Annotated in this window: 24 protein-coding genes; 19 read left to right on the top strand and 5 right to left on the bottom strand. The window is 69.8% G+C overall.

The window, feature by feature from the left end; translation table 11 throughout:
- The first annotated feature begins 46 nt into the window (after positions 1-46).
- Together AAHM41_RS14480 and AAHM41_RS14475 are read left to right on the top strand one after the other, a co-directional pair.
- Positions 47-577 carry a hypothetical protein gene (locus AAHM41_RS14480; protein WP_342237258.1) on the top strand — a complete coding sequence of 177 codons (531 nt, stop codon included), beginning with the start codon at positions 47-49 and terminating at the stop codon, positions 575-577.
- A complete protein-coding gene (locus tag AAHM41_RS14475; RefSeq protein WP_342237257.1) occupies positions 577-999 on the top strand; it encodes a hypothetical protein in 423 nt (140 codons plus the stop codon). Before AAHM41_RS14480 ends, AAHM41_RS14475 begins: the two co-directional genes overlap by 1 nt.
- Positions 1,000-1,008: 9 nt before the next feature.
- On the opposite strand, the gene AAHM41_RS14470 is transcribed toward AAHM41_RS14475, so the two are convergent.
- From AAHM41_RS14470 to AAHM41_RS14455, 4 genes are read right to left on the bottom strand one after another with little or no spacing between them, the layout of a single operon-like run.
- Entirely contained in the window at positions 1,009-2,190 is a 1,182-nt protein-coding gene (locus AAHM41_RS14470; RefSeq protein ID WP_342237256.1) for an alpha/beta hydrolase-fold protein, read from the bottom strand.
- Between the two features lie 58 nt (positions 2,191-2,248).
- Positions 2,249-3,142: a 3-hydroxyisobutyrate dehydrogenase gene (gene mmsB, locus AAHM41_RS14465; RefSeq protein WP_342237255.1), complete on the bottom strand. Its 894-nt coding sequence runs from the start codon at positions 3,140-3,142 to the stop codon at positions 2,249-2,251.
- A gap of 44 nt (positions 3,143-3,186) precedes the next feature.
- Entirely contained in the window at positions 3,187-4,254 is a 1,068-nt protein-coding gene (locus AAHM41_RS14460) for an enoyl-CoA hydratase/isomerase family protein (protein WP_342237254.1), read from the bottom strand.
- 18 nt (positions 4,255-4,272) lie between these two features.
- Positions 4,273-5,412, bottom strand: coding sequence for an acyl-CoA dehydrogenase family protein (locus tag AAHM41_RS14455; protein ID WP_342237253.1), 1,140 nt, complete (start codon positions 5,410-5,412; stop codon positions 4,273-4,275).
- A gap of 121 nt (positions 5,413-5,533) precedes the next feature.
- Between AAHM41_RS14455 and AAHM41_RS14450 the strand changes: the two genes are divergently transcribed.
- From AAHM41_RS14450 to AAHM41_RS14415, 8 genes are all read left to right on the top strand, one after another.
- Positions 5,534-5,938, top strand: coding sequence for a heme-binding protein (locus tag AAHM41_RS14450; RefSeq protein WP_342237252.1), 405 nt, complete (start codon positions 5,534-5,536; stop codon positions 5,936-5,938).
- 91 nt (positions 5,939-6,029) lie between these two features.
- Positions 6,030-6,851, top strand: coding sequence for an ABC transporter ATP-binding protein (locus tag AAHM41_RS14445; protein ID WP_342237251.1), 822 nt, complete (start codon positions 6,030-6,032; stop codon positions 6,849-6,851).
- A 160-nt stretch (positions 6,852-7,011) separates the two neighbouring features.
- On the top strand, positions 7,012-8,928 hold the full coding sequence (locus AAHM41_RS14440) for a long-chain fatty acid--CoA ligase (RefSeq protein ID WP_342237250.1): 1,917 nt from the start codon (positions 7,012-7,014) through the stop codon (positions 8,926-8,928).
- Between the two features lie 4 nt (positions 8,929-8,932).
- Positions 8,933-9,826: a branched-chain amino acid ABC transporter permease gene (locus tag AAHM41_RS14435; protein ID WP_342237249.1), complete on the top strand. Its 894-nt coding sequence runs from the start codon at positions 8,933-8,935 to the stop codon at positions 9,824-9,826.
- A complete protein-coding gene (locus tag AAHM41_RS14430; protein ID WP_342237248.1) occupies positions 9,826-10,911 on the top strand; it encodes a branched-chain amino acid ABC transporter permease in 1,086 nt (361 codons plus the stop codon). The genes AAHM41_RS14435 and AAHM41_RS14430 overlap by 1 nt, the downstream gene beginning before the upstream one ends.
- A 40-nt stretch (positions 10,912-10,951) precedes the next feature.
- Positions 10,952-12,235, top strand: a complete 1,284-nt coding sequence (locus tag AAHM41_RS14425; RefSeq protein WP_342237247.1) for an ABC transporter substrate-binding protein — start codon at positions 10,952-10,954, stop codon at positions 12,233-12,235.
- Between the two features lie 7 nt (positions 12,236-12,242).
- Positions 12,243-13,040 (top strand): ABC transporter ATP-binding protein, encoded by a 798-nt coding sequence (locus AAHM41_RS14420; RefSeq protein ID WP_342237246.1) that lies wholly within the window; start codon positions 12,243-12,245, stop codon positions 13,038-13,040.
- A gap of 88 nt (positions 13,041-13,128) precedes the next feature.
- Positions 13,129-14,355 (top strand): phenylacetate--CoA ligase family protein, encoded by a 1,227-nt coding sequence (locus AAHM41_RS14415; RefSeq protein WP_342237245.1) that lies wholly within the window; start codon positions 13,129-13,131, stop codon positions 14,353-14,355.
- A 12-nt stretch (positions 14,356-14,367) separates the two neighbouring features.
- Here the strand turns inward: AAHM41_RS14415 and AAHM41_RS14410 are convergent, their stop codons facing one another.
- Entirely contained in the window at positions 14,368-15,309 is a 942-nt protein-coding gene (locus tag AAHM41_RS14410; RefSeq protein ID WP_342237244.1) for a helix-turn-helix domain-containing protein, read from the bottom strand.
- Between the two features lie 165 nt (positions 15,310-15,474).
- Between AAHM41_RS14410 and AAHM41_RS14405 the strand changes: the two genes are divergently transcribed.
- Genes AAHM41_RS14405 through AAHM41_RS14365 form a run of 9 tightly spaced genes read left to right on the top strand, consistent with a single transcriptional unit; the run spans position 15,475 to position 22,556 of the window.
- Positions 15,475-16,614 (top strand): amine dehydrogenase large subunit, encoded by a 1,140-nt coding sequence (locus AAHM41_RS14405; RefSeq protein WP_342237243.1) that lies wholly within the window; start codon positions 15,475-15,477, stop codon positions 16,612-16,614.
- Positions 16,614-17,138, top strand: a complete 525-nt coding sequence (locus tag AAHM41_RS14400; protein ID WP_342237242.1) for a MauE/DoxX family redox-associated membrane protein — start codon at positions 16,614-16,616, stop codon at positions 17,136-17,138. Before AAHM41_RS14405 ends, AAHM41_RS14400 begins: the two co-directional genes overlap by 1 nt.
- Before the next feature lie 21 nt (positions 17,139-17,159).
- A complete protein-coding gene (mauD, locus tag AAHM41_RS14395) occupies positions 17,160-17,759 on the top strand; it encodes a methylamine dehydrogenase accessory protein MauD (protein WP_342237241.1) in 600 nt (199 codons plus the stop codon).
- A 19-nt stretch (positions 17,760-17,778) separates the two neighbouring features.
- Positions 17,779-18,315, top strand: a complete 537-nt coding sequence (locus AAHM41_RS14390; RefSeq protein ID WP_342237240.1) for a methylamine dehydrogenase light chain — start codon at positions 17,779-17,781, stop codon at positions 18,313-18,315.
- Positions 18,312-18,746 (top strand): c-type cytochrome, encoded by a 435-nt coding sequence (locus AAHM41_RS14385; RefSeq protein WP_342237239.1) that lies wholly within the window; start codon positions 18,312-18,314, stop codon positions 18,744-18,746. Before AAHM41_RS14390 ends, AAHM41_RS14385 begins: the two co-directional genes overlap by 4 nt.
- A complete protein-coding gene (locus AAHM41_RS14380) occupies positions 18,743-19,195 on the top strand; it encodes a hypothetical protein (protein ID WP_342237238.1) in 453 nt (150 codons plus the stop codon). The genes AAHM41_RS14385 and AAHM41_RS14380 overlap by 4 nt, the downstream gene beginning before the upstream one ends.
- A 9-nt stretch (positions 19,196-19,204) precedes the next feature.
- Entirely contained in the window at positions 19,205-20,401 is a 1,197-nt protein-coding gene (locus tag AAHM41_RS14375; protein ID WP_342237277.1) for a tryptophan 2,3-dioxygenase family protein, read from the top strand.
- The gene (locus AAHM41_RS14370) at positions 20,398-21,570 is read left to right on the top strand and encodes a hypothetical protein (RefSeq protein ID WP_342237237.1); all 1,173 of its coding nucleotides are present in this window, start codon (positions 20,398-20,400) and stop codon (positions 21,568-21,570) included. The genes AAHM41_RS14375 and AAHM41_RS14370 overlap by 4 nt, the downstream gene beginning before the upstream one ends.
- An 8-nt stretch (positions 21,571-21,578) precedes the next feature.
- Positions 21,579-22,556 carry a phosphotransferase family protein gene (locus AAHM41_RS14365; RefSeq protein ID WP_342237236.1) on the top strand — a complete coding sequence of 326 codons (978 nt, stop codon included), beginning with the start codon at positions 21,579-21,581 and terminating at the stop codon, positions 22,554-22,556.
- The last annotated feature ends 106 nt before the right edge of the window (positions 22,557-22,662 follow it).

The raw sequence follows: 22,662 nt of genomic DNA, 5'->3' as shown, positions 1-22,662 counted from the left end.
TTGCGCTGAAGAGTGCCCGCGGTTCCTTGGCGGAGAGAACGGCGAGATGAGACGAACCGCGACGATCGCGCTGGCCTTCGGCTTGGCGCTGGCCGCCGGCCCGGCGGCAGCGCAGGCCCTGTCCCAAGCCGAGATCCTGCAGCTGGCCAGGGACGCCTGCAAGGCGAAGGACTTCTCCCTGATGTTCGGCTATTTCGCCCAGAACGAGGGCGTGCGGACCGCCTTCACCGCGCCCGAGGTGCAGATCCGCAGCCTCGCCCGGCCGGGGCCGGTCCAACGCACGATCAAGGGCGCCGAGTATCGCGACTTCAAGATCGCGATGATCGACTACGGCTTCTTCGATGCCGAATCGGCCGACCGCTTCGACGCCGGCCAGACCGAGGCGCTGGAGCCGCTCAAGCTCGACATCACCGAGGAGCCCGGCGGCGCCTATCGCGTGGCCTATGTGAAGGCCGAGTACGGGCCTCCCGGCGAGGATGAGGAGTATGGCGAGCTGATCCGCACCTACGGCCAGCCCGGCGCCTATCTGTTCGAGCCGCGCGACGGCTGCTGGCGGCTGACCCAGGATTTCCGCTGATGCGCCGCTTGCTCCCCGCCCTGCTGCTTGCGGCCGGCATCGGCGCTGCCGCCCCGGTCGAAGCCGCCGGCCCGGCCTGCCCGTCGGCCGACATCGACGCCTTCCTCAAGGCGTTCATCGACGATGTCGCGGTGCAGCGCGCCTTCACCGCGCAGCCGCTGCGGAACCGGTACGTCAACAGCACGGCGGAGCCCGAGCCGCGCCCTGTGACCGAGATGGTGTCCGAACCCGCGCTGCTCTTCCCGGTGATCCCGAGCCGCGAAGAACAGGTCACCCTCGGCCTCGAAGCACGGTGGCTCGAGCGCGGCGGAACGCGGGCCGTGCTGAGGCTGGCGAAGCCGGACAGCGACCTCCAGCTCACCTATGTCTTCGACAGGCAGGCCTGCTGGCAGCTCGTCGAACGGATGGACGACTCGCTCTGATCCCCGCGATCAGTCCTTGAAGATCTTCTGCAGGAAATCGGCCAGCGAGGGGCGCCACACCGCCATCTCGTGGTAGAGACCGGGATATTCCTTGTAATCGTAGCGGATGCCGGCGGCGTCGAGATCCTTGCGCAGCCCGGCGATGTCCTTGCCGGTGATGGTGTCGTCGCTGCCGACCGTCACGGCGAAACCGCGCAGGCTGGCATTGACCTTGGCCGGGTCGGCGAGCGCCTTGGCGATGCCGGCATCCGGCACCGTGGCCTGCGACACGCCGCTGAAGGTCGCCAGCCAGGCGAAGGTGCCGAGATGGCCGAGGCCGGAGACCAACGCCTGGTAGCCACCCTGGGACAAGCCGGCCAGCGCCCGCCCCGCCGCATCGGTGCGTACCCGGTAATGCGCCTCCATATACGGGATAATGTCGCCGATCAGCTCGCGGTCGGCCGCGACGGCGTTGGCCGGGTAGAAGGTCTGACGTCGGGTCGCGCCCGGGAAGTCCTCCGGCACTGCCGCGGCGATGTCGGTCTCGGTGTCCGGGATCACCACGATCATCGGCAGGATCTTCTTCTCGGCCAGCAGATTGTCGAGGATCTGCGGCGCCCGGCCCTGGATGACCCAGGACCACACCGTGTCGCCGAAGCCGTGATAGAGGTACAGCACCGGCAGCGGTGCCGAGCTGTCGCCATAGCCCGGCGGCGTCCACACCAGCATCTGCCGTTCGGCGCCCAGCGCCTGGCTGGTCAGGGTCACGACCCGCAGGTCGCCATGCGGCACCGGCCTGGTGTCGACGATGCTGCCCGGCACCAGGATCAGGCTGGTGTTGACCTGGCGCTGCGGCTTCGGCGCGTTGGCGCCGGTGTCGGTGGCGCGGAAGCCGTCGACGTTGAAATAATACTCGTGGAGGTCGGGCGCGACCGGGCCGACGATGACGCTCCAGACGCCGCGCCCGCCCTTGGTCATCGGCGTCGCCTTGACCTTGGCCGGGTCCATCGACCCGAACACGACCGAGACGGCCTTCGCCTCGGGCGCGAACAGCCGGAAGGTGATGCGGCGGTCCGCCTCGACCCGGGTGACGAAATCGCGCAGCGGCTGGTCGGTCGGCGGCAGGGCGGGAATGCCGGGATCGGCGGCCATCGACGGCGCTCCACTCAGCGACAGGACAAGTACGGCGATCGACGCGGAAATCTTGCGCATGGGTCCCTCCCGAGTCGTTGGGCTGCGATTATGCCCGACGAAACGAAGGGAACCGGCTCTATTTCTCGCCGGCGATCATCCGGAAGATGCCGGAGAAGTCGGTCTCCGCCGCGCCCTCGTTGACGAACAGGGTGTAGAGCGCGGCCGCCGCGGCGCCGAGCGGGGTGGCCGCGCCGGCCGCCTGGGCCGCGGCCTGCGACAGGCGCAGATCCTTCAGCATCATCGCCGCGGTGAAGCCGGGCTTGTAGTCGCGGTTGGCCGGCGAGGTCGGCACCGGCCCCGGCACCGGGCAATAGGTGGTCAGCGACCAGCACTGGCCGGAGCTCTTCGACGACACGTCGAACAGCTTCTGCCGCTCCAGCCCCAGCTTGTCGGCCAAAGCGAAGGCCTCCGACACCGCGATCATCGAGATGCCGAGCACCATGTTGTTGCAGATCTTTGCCGCCTGGCCGGTGCCCGGGCCACCGGTGTGGATGACGGCCTTGCCCATCGCCTGCAGCACCGGCTCGGCGCGGCCGAAGGCCTCGTCCGGGCCGCCGACCATGAAGGTCAGGGTGCCGGCCGCGGCGCCGCCGGTGCCGCCCGAGACCGGGGCGTCGACCATGCCGAAGCCGCGGGCCGCAGCCTCTTTCGCGATCAGCCGCGCGCTGTCGACATCGATGGTCGAGCAATCGATCAACAGCCCCCCCGCCGGCGTGCTGGCGCAGACCCCGTTCTCGCCGAGATAGGCCTCGCGGGCATGGCCGCCGGTCGGCAGCATGCTGATCACCACCTGGGCGTCGTCGACCGCCGCGGCGATCGACGGCTTCGCGGCGATGCCTTCCTTTGCCACGGCCTCGCGGACCGAGTCCACCGGGTCGAATCCGGATACCCGGTGCCCGGCCTTGACCAGGTTCAGCGCCATCGGCCGGCCCATATGGCCGAGCCCGAGAAAGGCGATTCGCAGCGACATCGGGGTCTCCTCACAACCGGGCGTTCGCCGCCCGTCCTGTTGGTTCAGTCGAAACTCAGCTCATGGCCGGGCAGCGGCTGGAAATAGGCGGCGACCGCGGCGTCGTCCACCTCGGCCAGCGTCGCCGGCCGCCACTTCGGGTCGCGGGTCTTGTCGACCAGCTGCGCCCGCACGCCCTCGAAGACATCCGGCGCCGCCAGGAAACGGTGGACCATGCGGTATTCCATCGCCGCCACCGCGTCGTAGATCATGGTCTTGCCCTGGCGGATCTGGCGCAGCGTCACCTTCAGGCTGGTCGGCGACCCGGCGCGGATCTGCACCGCCGCGGCCTGGGCCCATGCGCCGCCGTCGGCGTCCAGCGCCGCCAGGATCTCCTCCACCGTGTCATGGCCGAGGCAGCGGTCGATCGCCGGGCGCAGCGGCGCCAGGGCCGATGCGCCGGGGTCGGCCGCGAAGAGCTGCAGCACCGATTCCGCCACCAGCCCGCCCTGGCCGATCCATTCGGCATCGGCCAGCGCCGCGACCAGGTCGTCGATCCGGGCGGAGGCGACATGATGCGTCCCCATCCGGGTGAACAGCATGTCGGCGGCGCCGATGCGCGCTCCGGTCAGGGCCAGGTAGGTGCCGATCTCGCCCGGGCAGCGCGACAGGAACCAGCCGCCGCCGATGTCCGGGAACAGGCCGATGCCGCATTCCGGCATGGCGCTGAGCGTCTTCTCCGTCGTCACCCGGTGCGAGCCATGCACCGACAGGCCGAGCCCGCCGCCCATGGTCACGCCGTCGAGCAGCGCGATCCAGGGCTTGGGGAAATGGTGGATGGCGTGGTTCAGCCGGTACTCGACCCAGAAGAAATCCTGCTCCAGGTCGCCGCCCGGCACACCCGGCTGCGGCCCCCGCTCATACACCGCGCGGATGTCGCCGCCGGCGCAGAAGGCGCGGTCGCCGGCGCCGCGCAACACCACGGCATGCAGTTCCGGATCCTCGGCCCACTCCGCGATCTTCGGCAGCAGCGCCCGGCACATCGCCAGCGTCAGCGCGTTCAGCGCCTTCGGCCGGTTCAGCGTCACGATGGCGATCGGCCCCTCGCGGTCGAACAGGATCTCGTCGGTCATGGCAATGTCTTCCGGCCCCTACTCCGCCAGCAGGCGGCGGGCCACGATCAGGCGCATGATCTCGTTGGTGCCTTCCAGGATCTGGTTGACGCGGACGTCGCGCAGGAAGCGCTCCACCGGATAGTCCCTGATGTAGCCGTAGCCGCCATGCAGCTGCAGCGCATCGTTGCAGATCCGGAAGCCGGCGTCGGTGGCGAAGCGCTTGGCCATGGCGCAATGCTGGGTCGCGTCGGGGTCGCGGCGATCGAGCGAATCCGCGGCGCGATGGATCATCAGCCGGGCCGCGTCCAGGTCGATCGCCATGTCGGCCAGCTTGAACTGCAGCGCCTGGAACTCGGCGATCTTCCGGCCGAACTGGCTGCGCTGCAGCATGTGGCCGCGGGCCGCCTCCAGGCAGGCGCGGGCGCCGCCGACCGAGCAGGCGCCGATATTGACCCGGCCGCCGTCCAGCCCCTTCATCGCGAAGGTGAAGCCCTGCCCTTCCTCGCCCAGCCGGTTGGCGACCGGGACGCGGCAATCCTCGAAGATCACCATGGTGGTGACCTGGCTGTTCCAGCCCAGCTTCTTCTCCTTCTTGCCGAAGGACAGGCCGGGCGTGCCGCTCTCGACCAGGATCGCCGAGATGCCCTTCGGTCCCGCATCGCCGGTCCGCGCCATCACGACATAGACGTCGGAGGTGGAGCCGCCGGAGATGAAGGCCTTGGTGCCGTTCAGCACATAGTGGTCGCCGTCGCGCACCGCGCGGGTGCGCAGCGACGCGGCATCGGAGCCGGAGCCGGGCTCGGTCAGGCAGTAGCTGGCGAAGCGCTCCATCGTCATCAGCGACGGCAGGAAGCGCGCCTTCAGCTCGTCCGACCCGAAGCTGTCGATCATCCAGCCGACCATGTTGTGGATCGAGATGTAGGCGGCGGTGGAGACACAGGCGGCCGACAGCTCCTCGAACACGATCGCGGCGTCGCGCCGGGTCAGGCCGCTGCCGCCATGCGTCTCGCCGCAATAGATGCCGGCGAAGCCCAAGGCCGCAGCCTGGCGCAGCGTGTCGACCGGGAAGATCTGCTCCTCGTCCCAGCGGGCGGCGTGGGGTGCCATCTGCTCCGCGGCGAAGGCGCGCGCGGCATCACGGATGGCGTCCTGATCGGCGGTCAGCGTGAAGCTCATGGGAATGAGCGTGGCCGCAACCGGCCGCGGGATCAAGGGGCGTGCGTACGCTTCTTTCGCGCTGCGGCGGGGCGATCCCGACGCTGCTATGCTGGCCGCGCCGACTCCGCCGGAGAGCGTCATGACCGACTTCGCCCCCGCCCTCGCCGAAGCCCAGGCCGTTCTGGCGGCCGCCCTGGCCGAGGCCGGACGCCGCGAACAGCAGATCGCGGCGGTGGTGGTCGACCGCGGCGGCCATGTCGTCGCCGCGGCGCGGATGGACGGCGTCGGCCACCTGACGCTGGAGATCGCCCGGCGCCGGGCGGCCGCGGCGCTGCATCTCGGCGAGCCAACCCGCGACCCTGCCCTGCGCCTCGGCCGCGACCCGGCCGAGGCGGCGCAGCTGGCCGGGCTGGCAGAGATCCTGGTGCAGCCCGGCGGCTTCCCCTGGCGCGACGCCGGCGCCGTGGTCGGCGCCCTCGGCATCGCCGGCGCCGGGGCGGAGGACGACCACGCCATCGGCGATGCTGCGATCGGCATGCTGTAGACGTTTTGCTGATTGCCTTTCCCGGCGCTTCCACGACATTGATAGGGCAAGCACCCGCCAGAGGTGCCCGACGCCAACAGGGGGAGAGAGCATGCAGGCTGCGGCCGCGCCGCCCGCACCGGGAGATGCGCTTCTGACCGCGGACTCGGTCAGCCTCGCCTTCGGCGGGGTCAAGGCCCTGACCGATGTCGGCTTCACCGTCGGCCGCGGCGAGCTGTTCTCGATCATCGGCCCGAACGGCGCCGGCAAGACCTCGATGGTCAACTGCATCTCCGGCCGCTACAGCCCGACCGCCGGCCGCATCCACTACAAGGGCCGCGACATCACCCGGCTGAGGCCCAGCGCCCGGGCCGAGCTCGGCCTCGGCCGCACCTTCCAGAACCTGGCCCTGTTCGCGCATATGTCGGTGCTCGACAACATCATGGTCGGGCGCCACCACCTCTTGAAGAACAACGTGCTGACCGGCGCGCTGTGGTGGCTGGGCGGCGCCCGGCAGGAGGAGTTGCGGCACCGCCGCGCGGTCGAGGAGATCATCGACTTCCTCGAGATCCAGCATGTCCGCCGCGCCCTGGCCGGCACCCTATCATACGGCCTGCGCAAACGGGTGGAGCTGGCCCGCGCCATCGCGCTGAAGCCAGACCTGATCCTGCTGGACGAGCCGATGGCCGGCATGAACCTCGAGGAGAAGGAGGACATGGCCCGCTACATCGTCGACCTCAACGCCGAATGGGGCATGACGGTGATCATGATCGAGCACGACATGGGCGTGGTGATGGACATCTCCCACCGCGTCATGGTGCTGGATTTCGGCCGCAAGATCGCCGAGGGCACGCCCGAGGACGTCCTGGCCGACAGCCATGTCCGTCGTGCCTATCTCGGCGAGGTCGATGAGGATGCGGAGGCGGCGGCTTGAGGCGGCGGGGCCTCCCCCTCACCCTCCCGTCGCTGCGCGCCGGGCCCCTCCCTCTCCCCGAGGAGAGGGAAATGACGCATGGCCCCCTTCACCTCACCTTGGGGAGAGGTCGAAATCGCATCGCGATTTCGGGTGAGGGGGCGGCCGGGAATGGTTCGGCATGACCGACGCCTTCGACACCTTCCCCAAGCTGCTGGCCCGCAATGCCGCGCAATGGCCGAATGAGGTGGCGCTGCGCGAGAAGGATTTCGGCATCTGGCAGGAGATCAGCTGGGCCGGCTTCCACGCCCGGGTGCGCGGCTTCGCCCTGGCCCTGCGGGCGCTGGGCATCGGGCCGGGCGCCGTGGTCGGGCTGATCGGCGACAACCGGCCGGACTGGGTGGCCGGCCAGATCGCCGCCCATGCCGCCGGCGCCATGAGCCTCGGCCTGTACCGCGACGCGCTGGACGAGGAGGTGGCCTATCTGATCGGGCACGCCTCGGTCGCCATCGTGCTGGCCGAGGATGAGGAGCAGGTCGACAAGCTGCTGGGCCTCGGCGACCGCATCCCGAGCGTCCGCCACATCGTCTATTCCGACCCGCGCGGGATGCGGAAATACGAGGATCCGCGGCTGCTGCCGGTCGACGGCTTCATCGCCCTCGGCGCCCCGCTGCTCGCTGCCGATCCGGGCCTCTACGACCGCATGGTGGCGGAGACGCGCGGCGAGGATGTCGCGGTGCTGTGCACCACCTCCGGCACCACGGCGCAGCCGAAGCTGGCCATGCTCTCGGCCGGGTCGGTGATCCGCCACACCGCCAGCTACCTGGCGGTCGACCCGCAGGGGCCGCGGGACGAGTACGTCTCGGTGCTGCCGCTGCCCTGGATCATGGAGCAGGTCTACGTCTTCGGGAAGGCGCTGCAGTGCCGGATGGTGGTGAACTTCGTCGAGGAGCAGAGCACCAGCTGGGCGGATTTCCGCGAGATCGGCCCGACCTTCGTGCTGCTGGCGCCGCGGGTCTGGGAGGGGCTGGCGGCCGATGTCCGCAGCCGGATGATGGACGCCTCCTGGCTCAAGCGACGCCTGTTCGACCTCGGTATGAAATTCGGCCTGAAAGCGCTTGATCATAAAAAGAAATCACCGCTTGCGAAGATCCTGCTCTTCGCCGCGCTGCGCGACCGGCTGGGCTTCTCCCGGCTGCGCTCGGCCGCGACCGGCGGGGCGGCGCTGGGGCCTGAGACCTTCCGCTTCTTCCTCGCCATGGGGGTGCCGCTGCGCCAGCTCTACGGCCAGACCGAGTTGCTGGGCGCCTACACCATCCACCGGGCGGGCGACGTCGATTTCGACACGGTCGGAATCGCCTTCGACGACAGCATCCAGCTGCGGATCGAGGCGCCGGACCAGAACGGCGTCGGCGAGATCGTCACCCGCCACCCCAACATGTTCCTCGGCTACTACCGCAACGAGGAGGCGTCCAAGGCCGATCTGCGCGACGGCTGGCTGGCGACCGGCGACGCCGGCTATGTCGACGGCAAGGGCCACCTGGTCGTGATCGACCGGATGAAGGATCTCGCCACCACCAGCGGCGGCGACAGGTTCAGCCCGCAATACATTGAGAACAAGCTGAAATTCTCGCCCTATGTCGGCGAGGCGGTGATCCTGGGCCATGGCCGGCCGGACCTGGCGGCGATGATCTGCATCCGCTTCCCGATCGTCTCGAAATGGGCGGAGAAGAGCCGCATCGCCTTCACCACCTACACCGACCTGTCGGCGCGGGAGGAGGTTTACGGCCTGATCCGCCGCGAGGTCGAGACGGTCAATGCCGGCCTGCCGGAGGCGCAGCGCATCCGCCGCTTCCTGCTGCTGTACAAGGAGCTGGACGCCGATGACGGCGAGCTGACCCGCACCCGCAAGGTGCGCCGCGGCGTGATCGGCGAGAAATACGGCGACATCATCGACGCGATCTATCGCGGCGACCCGGCGATCCCGGTCGACACCACCATCACCTTCCAGGACGGCACCCGGCAGCGGATCCGCACCACGCTCAAGGTGGTCGACCTCGCCCCCGGCCGCGCCGGGCGGCGCCACGCGGCGGAGTGAGCCCATGAACCTCGCCTTCCTGTTCCAGCTGCTGGTCAACGGCGTGATCGTCGGCACGCTCTATGGCGTCGTCGCCATGTCCTTCGTGCTGATCTACAAGGCCAGCCGGGTGGTGAACTTCGCCCAGGGCGAGTTCCTGCTGATCGGCGCCTGGATCTGCTGGTGGGTGCTGACCAAGTACCAGGTGCCCTTCGTGCTGGGCTTCGCCATCACCCTCGCCTTCATGCTGGTGTTCGGCATCCTGCTGCAGGTGGTGGTGCTGCGGCCCTTGATCGGCGAGCCGGTGATTTCGGTGATCATGGTCACGATCGGGCTGTCGCTGGTGTTCCAGCCGATGATGGCCTGGATCTTCGGCGTCTCGGCCCAGCCCTTCCCGCCGGTGTTCGAGACCCAGTCGGTCGACATCCTCGGGCTGCAGGTGCAGACCGTCTACATCCTGTCGATGGCGATCAGCCTGTTCATCATGGGCGGCTTCGCCTGGTTCTTCAAATTCTCGCGCATGGGCCTGGCGATGCGCGCCACCGCCTTCGACCAGCAGGTCGCGCAGTCGATGGGCATCTCGGTGAAACAGGTCTTCGCCATGGCCTGGGCGATCTCGGCCATGGTCTCGTCGGTCGCCGGCATCGTCGTCGGCGTGGTCAACGGCGTCTCCTCCGCCCTCTCGGTCTTCGGCATCAAGGTGTTCCCGGCGGTGATCCTGGGCGGGCTCGACAGCGTCGTCGGCGCGGTGCTGGGCGGGCTGATCATCGGCGTGCTGGAGCATTTCGCCCATTGGCTGGACGTCACCTTCCTGGGCTGGGGCAACATGCTGAAGATCGCGCCCTTCTACGTCCTGATCGTGATCCTGATGATCAAGCCCTACGGCCTGTTCGGCACCCGCGACATCGAGAGGGTGTGATGGCCAACGCCTATGCCCGCCCCTGCGGTGACTTCCGCACCAGCTACGCCGCCGACACCACCATCTTCGCCGACGCGTTCAGCCGGCGCAGCGTCATCGTCATCCTGCTGCTGCTGGCATTCTCGCCGATCGCGGTGCAACTCGGCTGGCTGTCCAAGGGCTGGATCGACAGCTTCATCGAGATCGGCTACCTCGCCGTCGCCGCGCTGGGCCTCAACATCCTGGTCGGCTTCACCGGCCAGATCTCGATCGGCCACGCCGTGTTCTTCGGCTTCGGCGCCTTCGCCTCGGCCTGGCTGAACCGCACCACCGGCATCCCGGTGTTCTTCTGCATCCCGATCGCCGGGGTGATGACCGCCGCGGTCGGCCTCGTCTTCGGCATCCCGGCGGCGCGGATCAAGGGCCTGTACCTCGCCATCGCCACCCTCGCCGCCCAGGTCATCCTGGAGGATTTCTTCGCCCGCGCCGGCTGGTTCACCGGCGGCGTCGCCGGCGCCCATGCCGCCCCGGTGACCCTGTTCGGCTGGGAGGTCGACCGCATCAACTACTTCTACGTCGTGCTGTTCTGGGGCGTGCTCTTGTACCTGGCCGCGACCAATCTGATGCGCTCGCGCGACGGCCGCGCCTTCGTCGCCGTGCGCGACCATTACCTGGCCGCCGAGATCATGGGCATCAACCTGACCCGCTACCGGGTGCTGTCCTTCGGCATCGCCGCCTTCTACGCCGGGGTCGGCGGCGCACTCTACGCCCATTACCTGCAGGTGGTTTCGGTCGAGGAGTTCACGATCCTGAAGTCGATCGAGTTCCTCGGCATGATCATCATCGGCGGGCTGGGCTCGATCATGGGCACCATCCTCGGCACCGTCTTCATGGTGTCGCTGCCGGACGTGATGGACTGGCTGGTGCGGCTGATCCGCGGCACCTGGCTGTACAAGACGCTCGACCTGCGCGTCGGCATCAACTTCCTGAAGGAGATGGCGGTCGGCATCGCCATCATCCTGTTCCTGATCTTCGAGCCGGACGGCCTGGCCCATCGCTGGCGCCAGATCAAGGCCTGGTGGAAGCTGTATCCCTTCTCGTACTGAACCCGGCCGCGACAGAACGGCCGCCATGGAGGACACCCGGATGTCGAGACGATCCCTGCTCACCGCCACCGCCCTGATCGGCCTCTGTGCCGCCGCGCCAGCATTCGCCGACGACATCCCAGTCGGCCACATCGCCGACCTGACCGGCCCGACCGCCTCGATCGGCGTGCCCTATGCCGACGGCGTCGCCGACACGCTGAACTGGGTGAACGAGAATGGCGGGGTCGACGGCGACGACATCGCCTTCGAGACCTATGACTACGCCTACAAGGCGCCGCAGGCGGTCTCGGAATACCAGCGGCTGGTGGCGAATGAGCATGTCGTCGCCATCACTGGCTGGGGCACCGCCGATACCGAGGCGCTGATCGAATTCGTCGGCAAGGACCAGATCCCCTACTACTCCGCCTCCTATTCCGGGGCGCTGACCGACCCGACCGGCAAGGCACCGAAGGCGACCAAGGCGACTCCCTTCAACTTCTTCTACGGCCCCTCCTATTCCGACGCCTGCAGGGCGCTGGCGCAATGGGCGGCCGAGGACTGGAAGAAGAAGGGCGGCCAGGGCAAGCCGAAATGGGTCCATATGGGCGACAACCACCCCTATCCGAACTCGCCCAAGGCGGCCTGCAACGAATATGCACAGGAGCTCGGGTTCGAGGTGCTGGACCCGATCCAGTACACGATGGCGCCGGGCGACTTCACGCCGCAGTGCCTGACGCTGAAGGAGAAGGGCGCCAACTACGCCTATGTCGCCAACATCGCCGGCTCTACCACTTCGCTCCTGAACGCCTGCGCCACCGCCGGCACCAAGGTGCAGTTCGTCGCCAATGTTTGGGGCTATGACGAGAACGTCATGAAGGCGGCGGGCCAGAACGCCGACGGCGTGGTGGTCGCGGTCCGCACCGGCTCGATCTGGACCGACAAGAACGCCGGCATGGACCGGGTGCGCGAGATCTCCAAGACCAGCGATTCCAGCGGCGAGGCCTATCGGCCGCTGAGCTATATCGCCGGCGTCTGCGCCACCTCCTACATGGTCGAGGCGGTCAAGGCGGCGAAGGCCAAGGGCGCGGTCGCCGGCCTCGCCATCCGTGACGCGATGTACGAGAAGAAGGACTGGGTGCCGGCCGGGCTGGAAGGCGTGTGCCTGCCCTCGACCTGGACCGCGACCGACCATCGCGGGCTGATGACCGTGCCGATCTACCAGGGCCATGTGAAGGGCGCGACCCAGGGCAAGGAGGTCACGGCGCTGATGGCCGACGGCACCATGTCGCTGGAGAAGGTGGCCGAGATCACCCTGCCCCGCCGCCCGGAATGGCTGGGGTACTGAGCCCGGCATGACCGCCCCGCCGCTGCTCTCGGTCGAGAACATCGAGGTCGTCTACAACGACGTCATCCTGGTGCTGCGCGGCCTCAGCCTCGCGGTGCCGCAGGGGGCGATCGTGGCGCTGCTCGGCGCCAACGGGGCCGGCAAGTCGACGACGCTGAAGGCGATCTCCGGCCTCTTGCGCACCGAGGACGGGGCGGTCACCCGCGGTGCGATCCACTATGAGGGCCAGCCGATCCATGACCTCGACCCCGGCGCCGTGGTGCGCCGGGGCATCTTCCAGGTGATGGAGGGGCGCCGCATCGTCGCCGACATGACCTGCGTCGAGAACCTGCGGCTCGGCGCCCACACCCGGCGCGACCGCGGCGTGGCCGACGACATCGACCGGGTCTACGGTTATTTCCCGCGGTTGCGGGAGAGGAACGGCCTGGCCGGCTACCTGTCTGGCGGCGAGCAGCAGATGCTGGCGATCGGCCGGGCGCTGATGGCGCGGCCCAAGCTGATCCTGATGGACGAGCCGTCGATGGGCCTGTCGCCGCTGATGGTGAAGGAGGTGTTCGGCATCATCCGCCGCCTCAACGCCGATCTCGGCATCTCGATCCTGCTGGTCGAGCAGAACGCCCGGATGGCCCTGTCCTGCGCCGACACCGGCTACATCATGGAGAACGGCAAGGTGGTGCTGGACGGCACCGCCGAGGCGCTGGCAGCCAATGAGGACGTCAAGGAATTCTATCTCGGCGGCGGCGGGGAGCAGCGCAAGAGCTTCAAGAACCTGAAGAGCTTCAAGCGCCGCAAGCGCTGGCTATAGCGGTATCCACCTGCCGGCATTGTCTGCCCCGGCGGGCGGCGTCATGTTTGAGGTCGGACCTTCGACACGACACAGGGTGGGGCACCCCATGGCCGAGCATTACGACGATCTCGAGACCCGTCCGTCCGAGGTGCGGGAGGCGGCGCTGCTGGCCGAGCTGCCGGCCCAGATCGCCCATGCCAAGGCAGCCGCCCCCGGCTACGCCAAGCGCCTGGCCGAATTCGACCCGGCGGCGGTGACCAGCCGGGCCGAGCTGGCGGAGCTGCCGCTGACCCGGAAATCCGACCTGCCGACGATCCAGGCGGTCGACCTGCCCTTCGGCGGCCTGACCACGATCCCGCCCGGGCGGTTCCGCCGGATCTTCGCCTCCCCCGGCCCGATCTACGAGGGCGAGGCGCATGGCATCGACAGTTGGCGCTTCGCCCGCGCCCTGTTCGCCAGCGGCTTCCGCGAAGGCGACATCCTGCAGAACTGCTTCTCCTACCACTTCACCCCGGCCGGCGTGATGTTCGAGACGGGCGCCGAGGCGCTGGGCTGCGCCGTGATCCCGGCCGGCACCGGCAACACCGAGCTGCAGGCCCGGGCCATGGCGGATCTGAAGCCGCGCGGCTATGTCGGCACGCCCGACTTCCTGAAGCTGATCCTGGAGAAGGCCGACCAACTCGGCCACGACAGCAGCTCGGTGAAACTGGCCCATGTCTCCGGCGGGCCGCTGCTGCCGCCGCTGCGGGAGTTCTACTCGGCCCGCGCCATCGACCTGTTCCAGAGCTACGGCACCGCCGATCTCGGCCTGATCGCCTATGAGACCGAGGCGCATGAGGGGCTGGTGCTGGCCGAGGGCATCCTGGTCGAGATCGTCCGTCCCGGCACCGGCGACCCGGTGCCCGAGGGCGAGGTCGGCGAGGTGGTGGTCACCAGCTTCGACCGCTGCACGCCCTGGATCCGCTTCGCCACCGGCGACCTGTCCGCCATCCTGCCCGGGCGCAGCCCCTGCGGCCGCACCGCGCCGCGGCTGCGCGGCTGGCTCGGCCGGGCCGACCAGAGCACCAAGGTGCGCGGCCTGTTCGTCCATCCCGGCCAGATCGCCGAGGTGCTGAAGCGCCACGGGCTGGAGCGCGGCCGGCTGCTGGTGTCGAGCCGCCAGGGCATCGATGACGTGGCGCTGCAGGTGGAGAGCGCCGACGCTTCGGTCGCCGAGGCCGTGGCCGAGACGATGCTCGACGTCACCAAGCTGCGTGCCGCGGTGGCGGCGGTGCCGCCGGGCAGCCTGCCGAACGACGGCAAGGTGATCGAGGACACCCGCAAGCTCGTGTGACCGGCAGCGCCGTCAGCCGCGGCTGCGCACCGTCCTGGACGGGGATTCGCCGTAGAGCGCGGCGTAGTAGGCCGAGAACCGGCCGAGGTGCCAGAAGCCCCATTTCATGGCGATGTCCGAGACCGTCCGGTCCGAGCCGTCCGCCGCCAGCAGGTCGCGCCGGGCGCCGTCCAGCCGCTTCAGCCGCAGCCACAGGCCCGGGCCGACACCCACCGTCTCCTTGAAGGCGGAGCGCAGGATCTCGCTGGGGACGCCGAGCCGGCGGGCGAGTTGGGTCACGCCGATCGGCTCGTCCGGCTGGTCCTCGACCATCTCGCGGGCACGCCGATAGAGCCTGTGGTCGCCGGAGCGCAGCGGCCGTGTGCCCGCCGTTCGGTGCAGGATCTGCGCGTACAAGAAGCCGAGCTTGTCGGCGATCAGCTCCGGCAGCAGCCGGGCCAGGTCTTCGCCCGGCAGGGCCATCGCGCCCGAGAACAAGACCATCAGCCCGACGAACCACTGCGCCGCCGCCTCCATGTCCGGGAAGGTCGGCGCCGCCAGGGCCGGGGCCTGCGGCGCCGGGGGCCGCAGCGCCGGCGCCCCGAACACCTTCTCCGCCTCGACCGAGACGATCAGGATGTCGCTGTCCGGCGCGAGGCTGGCATGGAGCTCCTCGCCGCCCCGCATCACCAGCACCTCCCCGCTGCCGACCGGCACCGCGTTCATCCGGTAGGTGTTGCGGTCCGCCAAGGCGCGCACAAAGACCAGCTGGCCGTCCGGGGCCGCCGTCGCCTCCTCCACCGCGACGCTGACCCGTTCGCGCCATAGGCAGACGCCGTCCAGCCGCAGCATTTCGACCGCGCCGCGATAGGGGCCGGGGTTCAGCTGGGCGTAGCGCTGGTGCCAGCCCAGCAGCGCGCCTTCCTGCGCAGAGGCGTCGGTGTAGTCGCGGCGGGTGTAGACGACCTCGGGCATCGGGCGGCTCGTCCAGCCAATCGGCATGATCGGATCACGAGCCCAGATTCTGGTCAATGAAAGTGACGGCCCAATTCTTGGGCAATCTCACCCGGGAAACTGGATAGCGGCGGCGGAAAATCCGTCGCTATCGTTGCCGCGACCGACAGAGGGGGAGATCGCGACGTGGCAACTCCGAGCCGACTCGTCCTGGGGGCCGTCGTCCTGGCCCTCGCCCCCGCCGCCTTCGCGGCGGAGTTCACGCCAGAGGTCGTGACCGTCAAGGCGGCGATCGATCCGGGGCCGAACGTCTTCGTCTACCAGCAGGAATGGAAGGGCGCCGGCAGCATCGCCGTCTTCGGCCAGAGCGACCTCGCCTTCAAGGGGCTGATGACCTCCGGCTCGATGGGCCAGATGCTGGTCGCGCCGGACGGCAAGACGGCCTACGGCCAGTCCAGCTACCTCAAGCGGATCACCCATGGGCCGAACGAGCAGGTCGTGGAGATCTACGACGTGCCGAAGCTGGCCCTGACCAAGGAGATCGCGCTGCCGCCCAAGGCCGCCATGGCGCTGGGCTATGCGCCGCTGCTGCAGCGGACGGCGACCGGCCGGTTCCTGCTGGTGCAGAACGCCACCCCGGCGACCTCGGTCACCGTGGTCGACCTGACCGCCGGCAGCGTCACCGAGGAGATCCCGACGCCGGGCTGCTACGGCATCTACCCCTCGGCCCAGGGCGACCGGTTCGCCACCGCCTGCGGCGACGGTACCTTCCAGGACATCAGCCTCGGCCCCGACGGCAAGGCGAAGGAGAAGGTGGCGAGCGCGGCGATCTTCGACGCCGATGCCAACCCGATCTTCATCGCCCCCGCCGCCTATGATGGCGGCCGCATCTTCGTGACCTATGGCGGCAAGGCGCTGCTGCTGAAGGATGACAGCGGGCCGATGAAGACCGCCGAGACCTTCGACCTGACCGCCGGGGTCGAGGGCGGCTGGGCGCCGGGCGGCTACGGCATCGCCGCGGTCAACGCCGCCAAGGGCATCCTGTTCGTCACCATGCATCCGGACGCCAAGGACGGCAGCCACAAGGCGGCAGCGCACGAGATCTGGGCCTATGATCTGAAGGCCAAGAAGCTGCTGTCGCGCTCGCCGGTCGAGCATATCGTCTCCATCGCCGTCAGCGGCGGCGACGCGCCGGTCCTGTTCGGCACCACCGAGACCGGGTCGCTGCTGCGTTTCACCACCGACCCGGCCGCCGGCTATGCCCTGAAGGCGGCCGGAGAGGCCGGCCTCACCGGCTTCCCGATGGCGCTGGCGGTGGTGGAGTGATGGACGCGACACTCCTCGCCCCGGCGACGGCGATCGCCTTCACCGCCCTGCTGTTCGCCCGCGCCGCGATCCACAAGGTGTTCGACTTCACCGCCTTCACCGGCTTCGTCGCCGATTACCGCCTGGTGCCGGAGGCGATGGCCCGGCCGCTCGCCGCGCTGGTCGCCGCCGCCGAGATCGCCGTCGTCCTGGCGCTGATCGTTCCCGGCGGCCAGGCCGTCGGCGCGATGCTCGCCGCCGGACTGCTGCTGGCCTATGCCGGCAGTATGGCGGTCAATCTCCGGCGCGGCCGCGACCGCATCGAATGCGGCTGCGGCGGCGCGCCCCAGCCGCTCGGCTGGCCGCTGGTCGGGCGCAACCTGATCCTGGCCGCGATCGCCGGGGCCGCGGCGGCCGTCCCGCTCTCCGTCCCCGGCCTCGCCGGGACGCTGGTCGTCACCCTCGGCGGGCTGACTTGCTTTGCCGCCTATCTGCTGGCCGAGCAGATCCTCGCCAACGCCGCAATCATCGGCATCCGGCGCTGACGTTCAAGGAAGGGGCCACCCATGACTCTGATGATCTTCGCACTGGCCTTGCTCTGGGTCGTCGTGCTCGGCCTGATCGTCGCCCTGTTCGCCCTGTCGCGGCAGATCGGCGTGCTGTATGAGCGCATCACCCCGCTCGGCGCCCTGGTCAATGATTCCGGCCCGAAGATCGGCGATGTCTCGCCGCGCTTCGCCCTGGAAAGCCTCAATGGCGGAGAGGTGGCGATCGGGCCGCGGCCCGGCCGCTCGACACTGGTCTTCTTCCTGTCCCCGACCTGCCCGATCTGCAAGAAGCTGCTGCCGGTGCTGCGCTCGGTGCGCGAGGCGGAGCGGCCGTGGCTGGACGTCGTGCTGGCCAGCGACGGCGAGGAGGACAGGCAGCGCCGCTTCATCCAGACCGCGGGGCTGACCTCCTTCGCCTATGTCAACTCGACCGAGCTTGGCCTCGCCTACCGGGTCTCGCGCCTGCCCTTCGCCGTCCTGCTCGGCGAGGACGGCACCGTGCTCTCCAAGGGGCTGGTCAACAGCCGCGAGCAGCTCGAGAGCCTGTTCAACGCCAAGGAGATGGGCGTCGCCTCGATCCAGGACTTCCTGGACGGCACCGCCCCGGCCCGCGGCTGACGCCGGAAAGGAGCATCCCGTGATCACGCTCTTCGACACGCTCACCGGCTTCATCGATCGGATCGCCGAGACCGGCAGCCGCCGGCTGGCGCTGGGCAGCAGCCGCCGCTCCTTCCTGGCGAAGTCCGGCACCGCCCTGGTCGGCGGCATGCTGCTGCCGGTCCTGCCCTTCGACCGCACCTTCGGCCAGGCCCATGCCGCCGTCGGGGCGATCGACGACCCCACCGCCTGCGAGTACTGGCGCTACTGCGCGCTGGACGGCAATCTCTGCAGCAGTTGCGGCGGCTCGGTGAACCAGTGCCCGCCGGGCGCGGAGGTGTCCAAGGTCACCTGGGTCGGCACCTGCCGCAACCCGACCGACGGCAAGGACTATCTGGTGTCCTACAACGACTGCTGCGGCAAGGCGATCTGCGACAACAGCCCGTTCTGCAACACCAATGAGCGCGAGCGCCCCGGCTATCGCATGGGCCTGCACAACGACATCAACTGGTGCATGGCCAACACCTCGCAGGGCTATCACTGCACCGTGGCGGCGCTGGTGGGCATCGCCGAATGAGGGTCGGCCCGGCGACCATGATCCTGCTGCTGGCGGCGGTCGCGCCGGCGGCAAATGCACAGGACGGCAAGGTGCTGTTCGACTCCGTCTGCGCCGCCTGCCACCAGGCCGGCGGCGTCGGCAATCCGGGCATCGCCCCGCCGCTCAACGACGCTGCCCTGTGGCGGCGCCTGGGCGACCGGGCGCCCGGCTATGTCGCCGGGGTGATGACCTCCGGACTGTCCGGCATGATCCAATCCGGCGGCCAGGTCTATGCCGGCCTGGTCATGCCGCCCCAGGCGATGACCGACGAGGAGCTCGCGGCCATCGGCTCCTACCTCCTGGGCACGCTGAACCAGACCGGCCAGGCGGTCGACCCTGCCCTGATCGCCAAGACCCGCGAGGCGCCGCCATCCCATTCGGCGTTGCAGAAGCTGCGCAAGGGCTCATGACGGCCCCGCGGCCCGGCCTCGTCCTCGCCGCGCTGCTGCTGGCCGCCCCCGCCTGGGCGCAGGAGACCCGTTCGGCCCATATCGACTACATGCTGAAATGCTCGGGCTGCCACGGCGCCGACGGCTCCGGCAGCCCGGACCGCGGCATCCCCGATTTCCGCGGCTATGTCGACGGATTCGGCCGCACCGAGACGGGCCGGATCTATGTCATGCACGTGCCGGGCGTGGTCAATTCCAGCCTGCCGAACGGCCGGATCGCCGCCGTCATGAACTATGTCATCGCCCGCTTCGGCGCGCCGGAGACCCGGACCGGAATCCCGCCCTTCACGACCGAGGAGGTCGGCCGCCTCCGCGCCGTGCCGGTGCCGGATGTCGTTGCCTATCGCCGCGAGGTGGCGGCCGAGATGGCCAAGGCCGGCATCCCCGTCGCCGGTTATCCCTGGCCCTGACGTCTTGCGATTCCCGCTGCCTCCGCGCTAGCTTCCGGTCACCACCAGCACTGGACCGCGGTCGACTCCGGTCGGCAACCGGCAGGCATAGCCACCGGGAGACGTGCTATGGCCGAACCAGGCGTCCACTACGCATCCTATCTCCAGCTCGACCAGCTGCTCGACCTGCAGGCCCGCGAAAGCGAGAAGGCCGGGCGGCCGGCGCATGACGAGATGCTGTTCATCATCGTGCATCAGGCCTACGAGCTGTGGTTCAAGCAGATCCTGTTCGAGCTCGACGCAGTGCAGGGCGTGTTCGCGGCCGAGCGGGTCGACGACCGCGCCATCGGCCGTGCCAGCCGGGCCCTGCGCCGCATCCACGAGATCCTGAAGCTCGGCGTGCACCAGCTCGACGTGCTCGAGACCATGACGCCGCTCGACTTCCTGGACTTCCGAGACCTGCTGCGCCCGGCCTCGGGCTTCCAGAGCGCGCAGTTCCGGCTGATCGAGATCCGCCTCGGCCTGCGCGCGGCCGACCGGCTGGCCTATGAGGGCCGGTCCTTCGAGGCCCGGCTGGAATCGCCCGGGCGCGAGCGGGTCGAGGCGGCCGGCAGCCAGCCCAGCCTGTTCGACCAGCTCGACGCCTGGCTGGCCCGCACGCCCTTCATCGAGCTCGGCGGCTACCGCTTCCGCGAGGCCTACCGCCAGGCGGTGGTGGCGATGCTGGAGGGCGATATCGGCCACCTGACCGCCCATCCGACGCTGGACGAGGTGGCGCGGGAGAAGGAGGTGGCGGCGCTGCGCCAGGCGCTGTCGCGCTTCGACGCGCTGTTCGACGAGACTCGCCATGCCGAGGAGGCCGCGCAAGGGTCCTGGCGGATGTCCTGGCGGGCGCTGCAGGCCGCGCTGTTCATCAATCTGTACCGCGACGAGCCGGCGCTGCAGGTGCCGTTCGGACTGCTGAGCCTGCTGATGGACCTCGACGAGACCATGACGCTGTGGCGCTACCGCCACGCGCTGATGGTCCAGCGCATGATCGGGCTGAAGACCGGCACCGGCGGATCCTCCGGCCATGACTACCTGGCCCGCACCGCCGAGCGGCACCGGGTGTTCGGCGACCTGTTCACCCTCTCCACCTATCTGATCCCGCGCTCGGCCCTGCCGCCGCTGCCGGAGGAGATCACCCGGCGCACCGGCCTGTCCTATGACGAGGAGGCCGGGGCATGAGCTTCAAGCCGCTGTTCTCCCGCTTCCTGGCGGCGGCGCCGGAGCGGCTGCACCTGGCCGCGCACAGCCATCACCTGTGGCCCGACGCGGTGTTCGAGGCCCAGATGCGATACGTCGAGGACACCAGCCGCCTCGCCGACCACAAATGGGAGCTGATCTTCGGCGATGTGGTGCCGCGGCTGCAGGCCCGGATCGCCGCGATCCTGAGCCTGCCCGACCCGGCCGCCCTCGCCTTCGCGCCGAACACGCATGAATTCGTGCGGCGGCTCCTCTCCTGCCTGCCGGCGGACCGGCCGGCCCGGGTGCTGACGACCGATTCCGAGTTCCACAGCGTCCGCCGGCAGTTGGCGCGGCTGGAGGAGGACGGGCTGGTCCGGGTCACCCGCGTGGCGCAGGAGCCGACGGCCGACTTCCCTGCCCGCTTCGCCGCGGCGGCGGGGGCCGGCGGCCACGACCTCGTCTTCTTCAGCCAGGTGTTCTTCAACTCCGGCTACGCCGTGCCCGACCTGGCGGCGCTGGTGGCGGCGGTGCCGGACCGGGAGACGCTGGTCGCGATCGACGGCTATCACGGCTTCATGGCGCTGCCGACCGACCTGTCCGCCGTCGCCGGCCGCGCCTTCTACATCGCCGGCGGCTACAAATACGCCATGGCCGGCGAAGGCGCCTGCTTCCTGCATGTGCCGCCGGGCTATGGCCCGCGGCCGCGCGACACCGGCTGGTACGCCGCCTTCGGCGCGCTGGCCGGGGCGCAGGATGGGCGCGTGCCCTATGGCACCGACGGCAGCCGTTTCCTCGGCTCAACCTTCGATCCCTCCGGCCTGTACCGCCTGCTTGCCGTGCTCGACCTGCTGGCCGAGCGGGGCATCGGCGTGCCGGCGATCCACGATCACGTGCTGGCGCTGCAGCAGGCCTTCGCCGGCGCGCTGGGCCGCGCCGAGGTGCCGGACCTCGCCCGCAACCGGCTGCTGGTGCCGCTGGACACGCCGGTCCGCGGCCATTTCCTGACCTATCGCACCGACGCCGCCGGCGCGATCGACGACCGGCTGCGCGCGGCCGGAATCGTCGTCGACCATCGCGACGACCGGCTGCGCTTCGGCTTCGGCCTCTATCACGACCTGGCGGAGGCGCCGGCCATGGCCGACCGCGTGATCCGCGCCCTGGCCCGGTAGGCGGAATCGTGCGCGAGAGCTGGTCGAGGCCGTATCCGGCGGTCGTCCTCGGCACGCACGCAGCGTCGGCGCTGGTCCGGTCCCTGCCCGGCCGGCCGGCGGTGCTGCGGGTCGCCGAGCTGTCGGGCGGCCTCGCCAACACCAATCTCCGCCTCGATCTCGACGGCCATCCGCCGGTGGTGCTGCGCCTGTTCCAGCGCGACCCGGCGCAGGCGGCCAAGGAGCGGGCGATCCATGCCCTCGCCACCGAACGCGGCGTCCCCGCCCCCCGACTCCTGGGCAGCGGCGACGATCCGGAGACGGGGCTGCCCTTCGCCCTGCTGGAATGGATCGACGGGCAGCGCCTGGACGAAGCGGCCCGCGGACTGGACCATTCGGCCCTGCTGCCACTGGCCCGTTCCGTCGGCGCCGCGCTCGCCGCGATCCATGCCGTGCGGTTCGATCGCAGCGGCTTCCTCGACGACTCGCTGGCCGTGGCCGAGCCGGTGGATGCCGGCGGGGCCGGGCTGATCGGCTTCCTGCGCCACGCGCTGGTCGATGGACCCGGCGGCGAGCGCCTGGGCGGCGACCTGGCCGCCCGGCTGGTCGCTTTCGCCAAGCGCGAGGCCGGGCTGCTCGACCGCTGGCCCGGCCCGCCCTGCCTGACCCATTCCGATTTCGGCGGCACCAACATCCTGGTCCGCCGGGGACCGGAAGGCTGGGCCGTGGCCGCCGTGCTGGACTGGGAGTTCGCCTTCGCCGGCAGCCCGTTCTTCGATTTCGGCAACCTGCTGCGGCCACCGCTCGGATCCCGCCCGGGCTTCGCCGACGCCGTCGCCGCCGGCTACCGCGCGGCGGGCGGCGACCTGCCGGCGGAATGGCGCCGGATGGCGGCGCTGGCGGACCTGTTCAGCTGGGCCGAGTTCCCGACCCGACCGACGGTGTCCGACGCGGTGGTCGCCACGGCCCGGCAGCGGATGACAGAGACCATGGCGCTCTGGGACTAGAGCGGGGCCTCGACAAAGAGCCCTCACCCGGAGGCGCAAGCGCCTCCGGCCGCGCCCCCCCGGGGGGGGGGGGGGAAAAAAACGGCGGGCGGGGGGTTGGGTTGGG

The sequence above is a fragment of the Inquilinus sp. OTU3971 genome (assembly GCF_038440215.1).
This window is presented reverse-complemented; position numbering and strand designations above follow the sequence as displayed.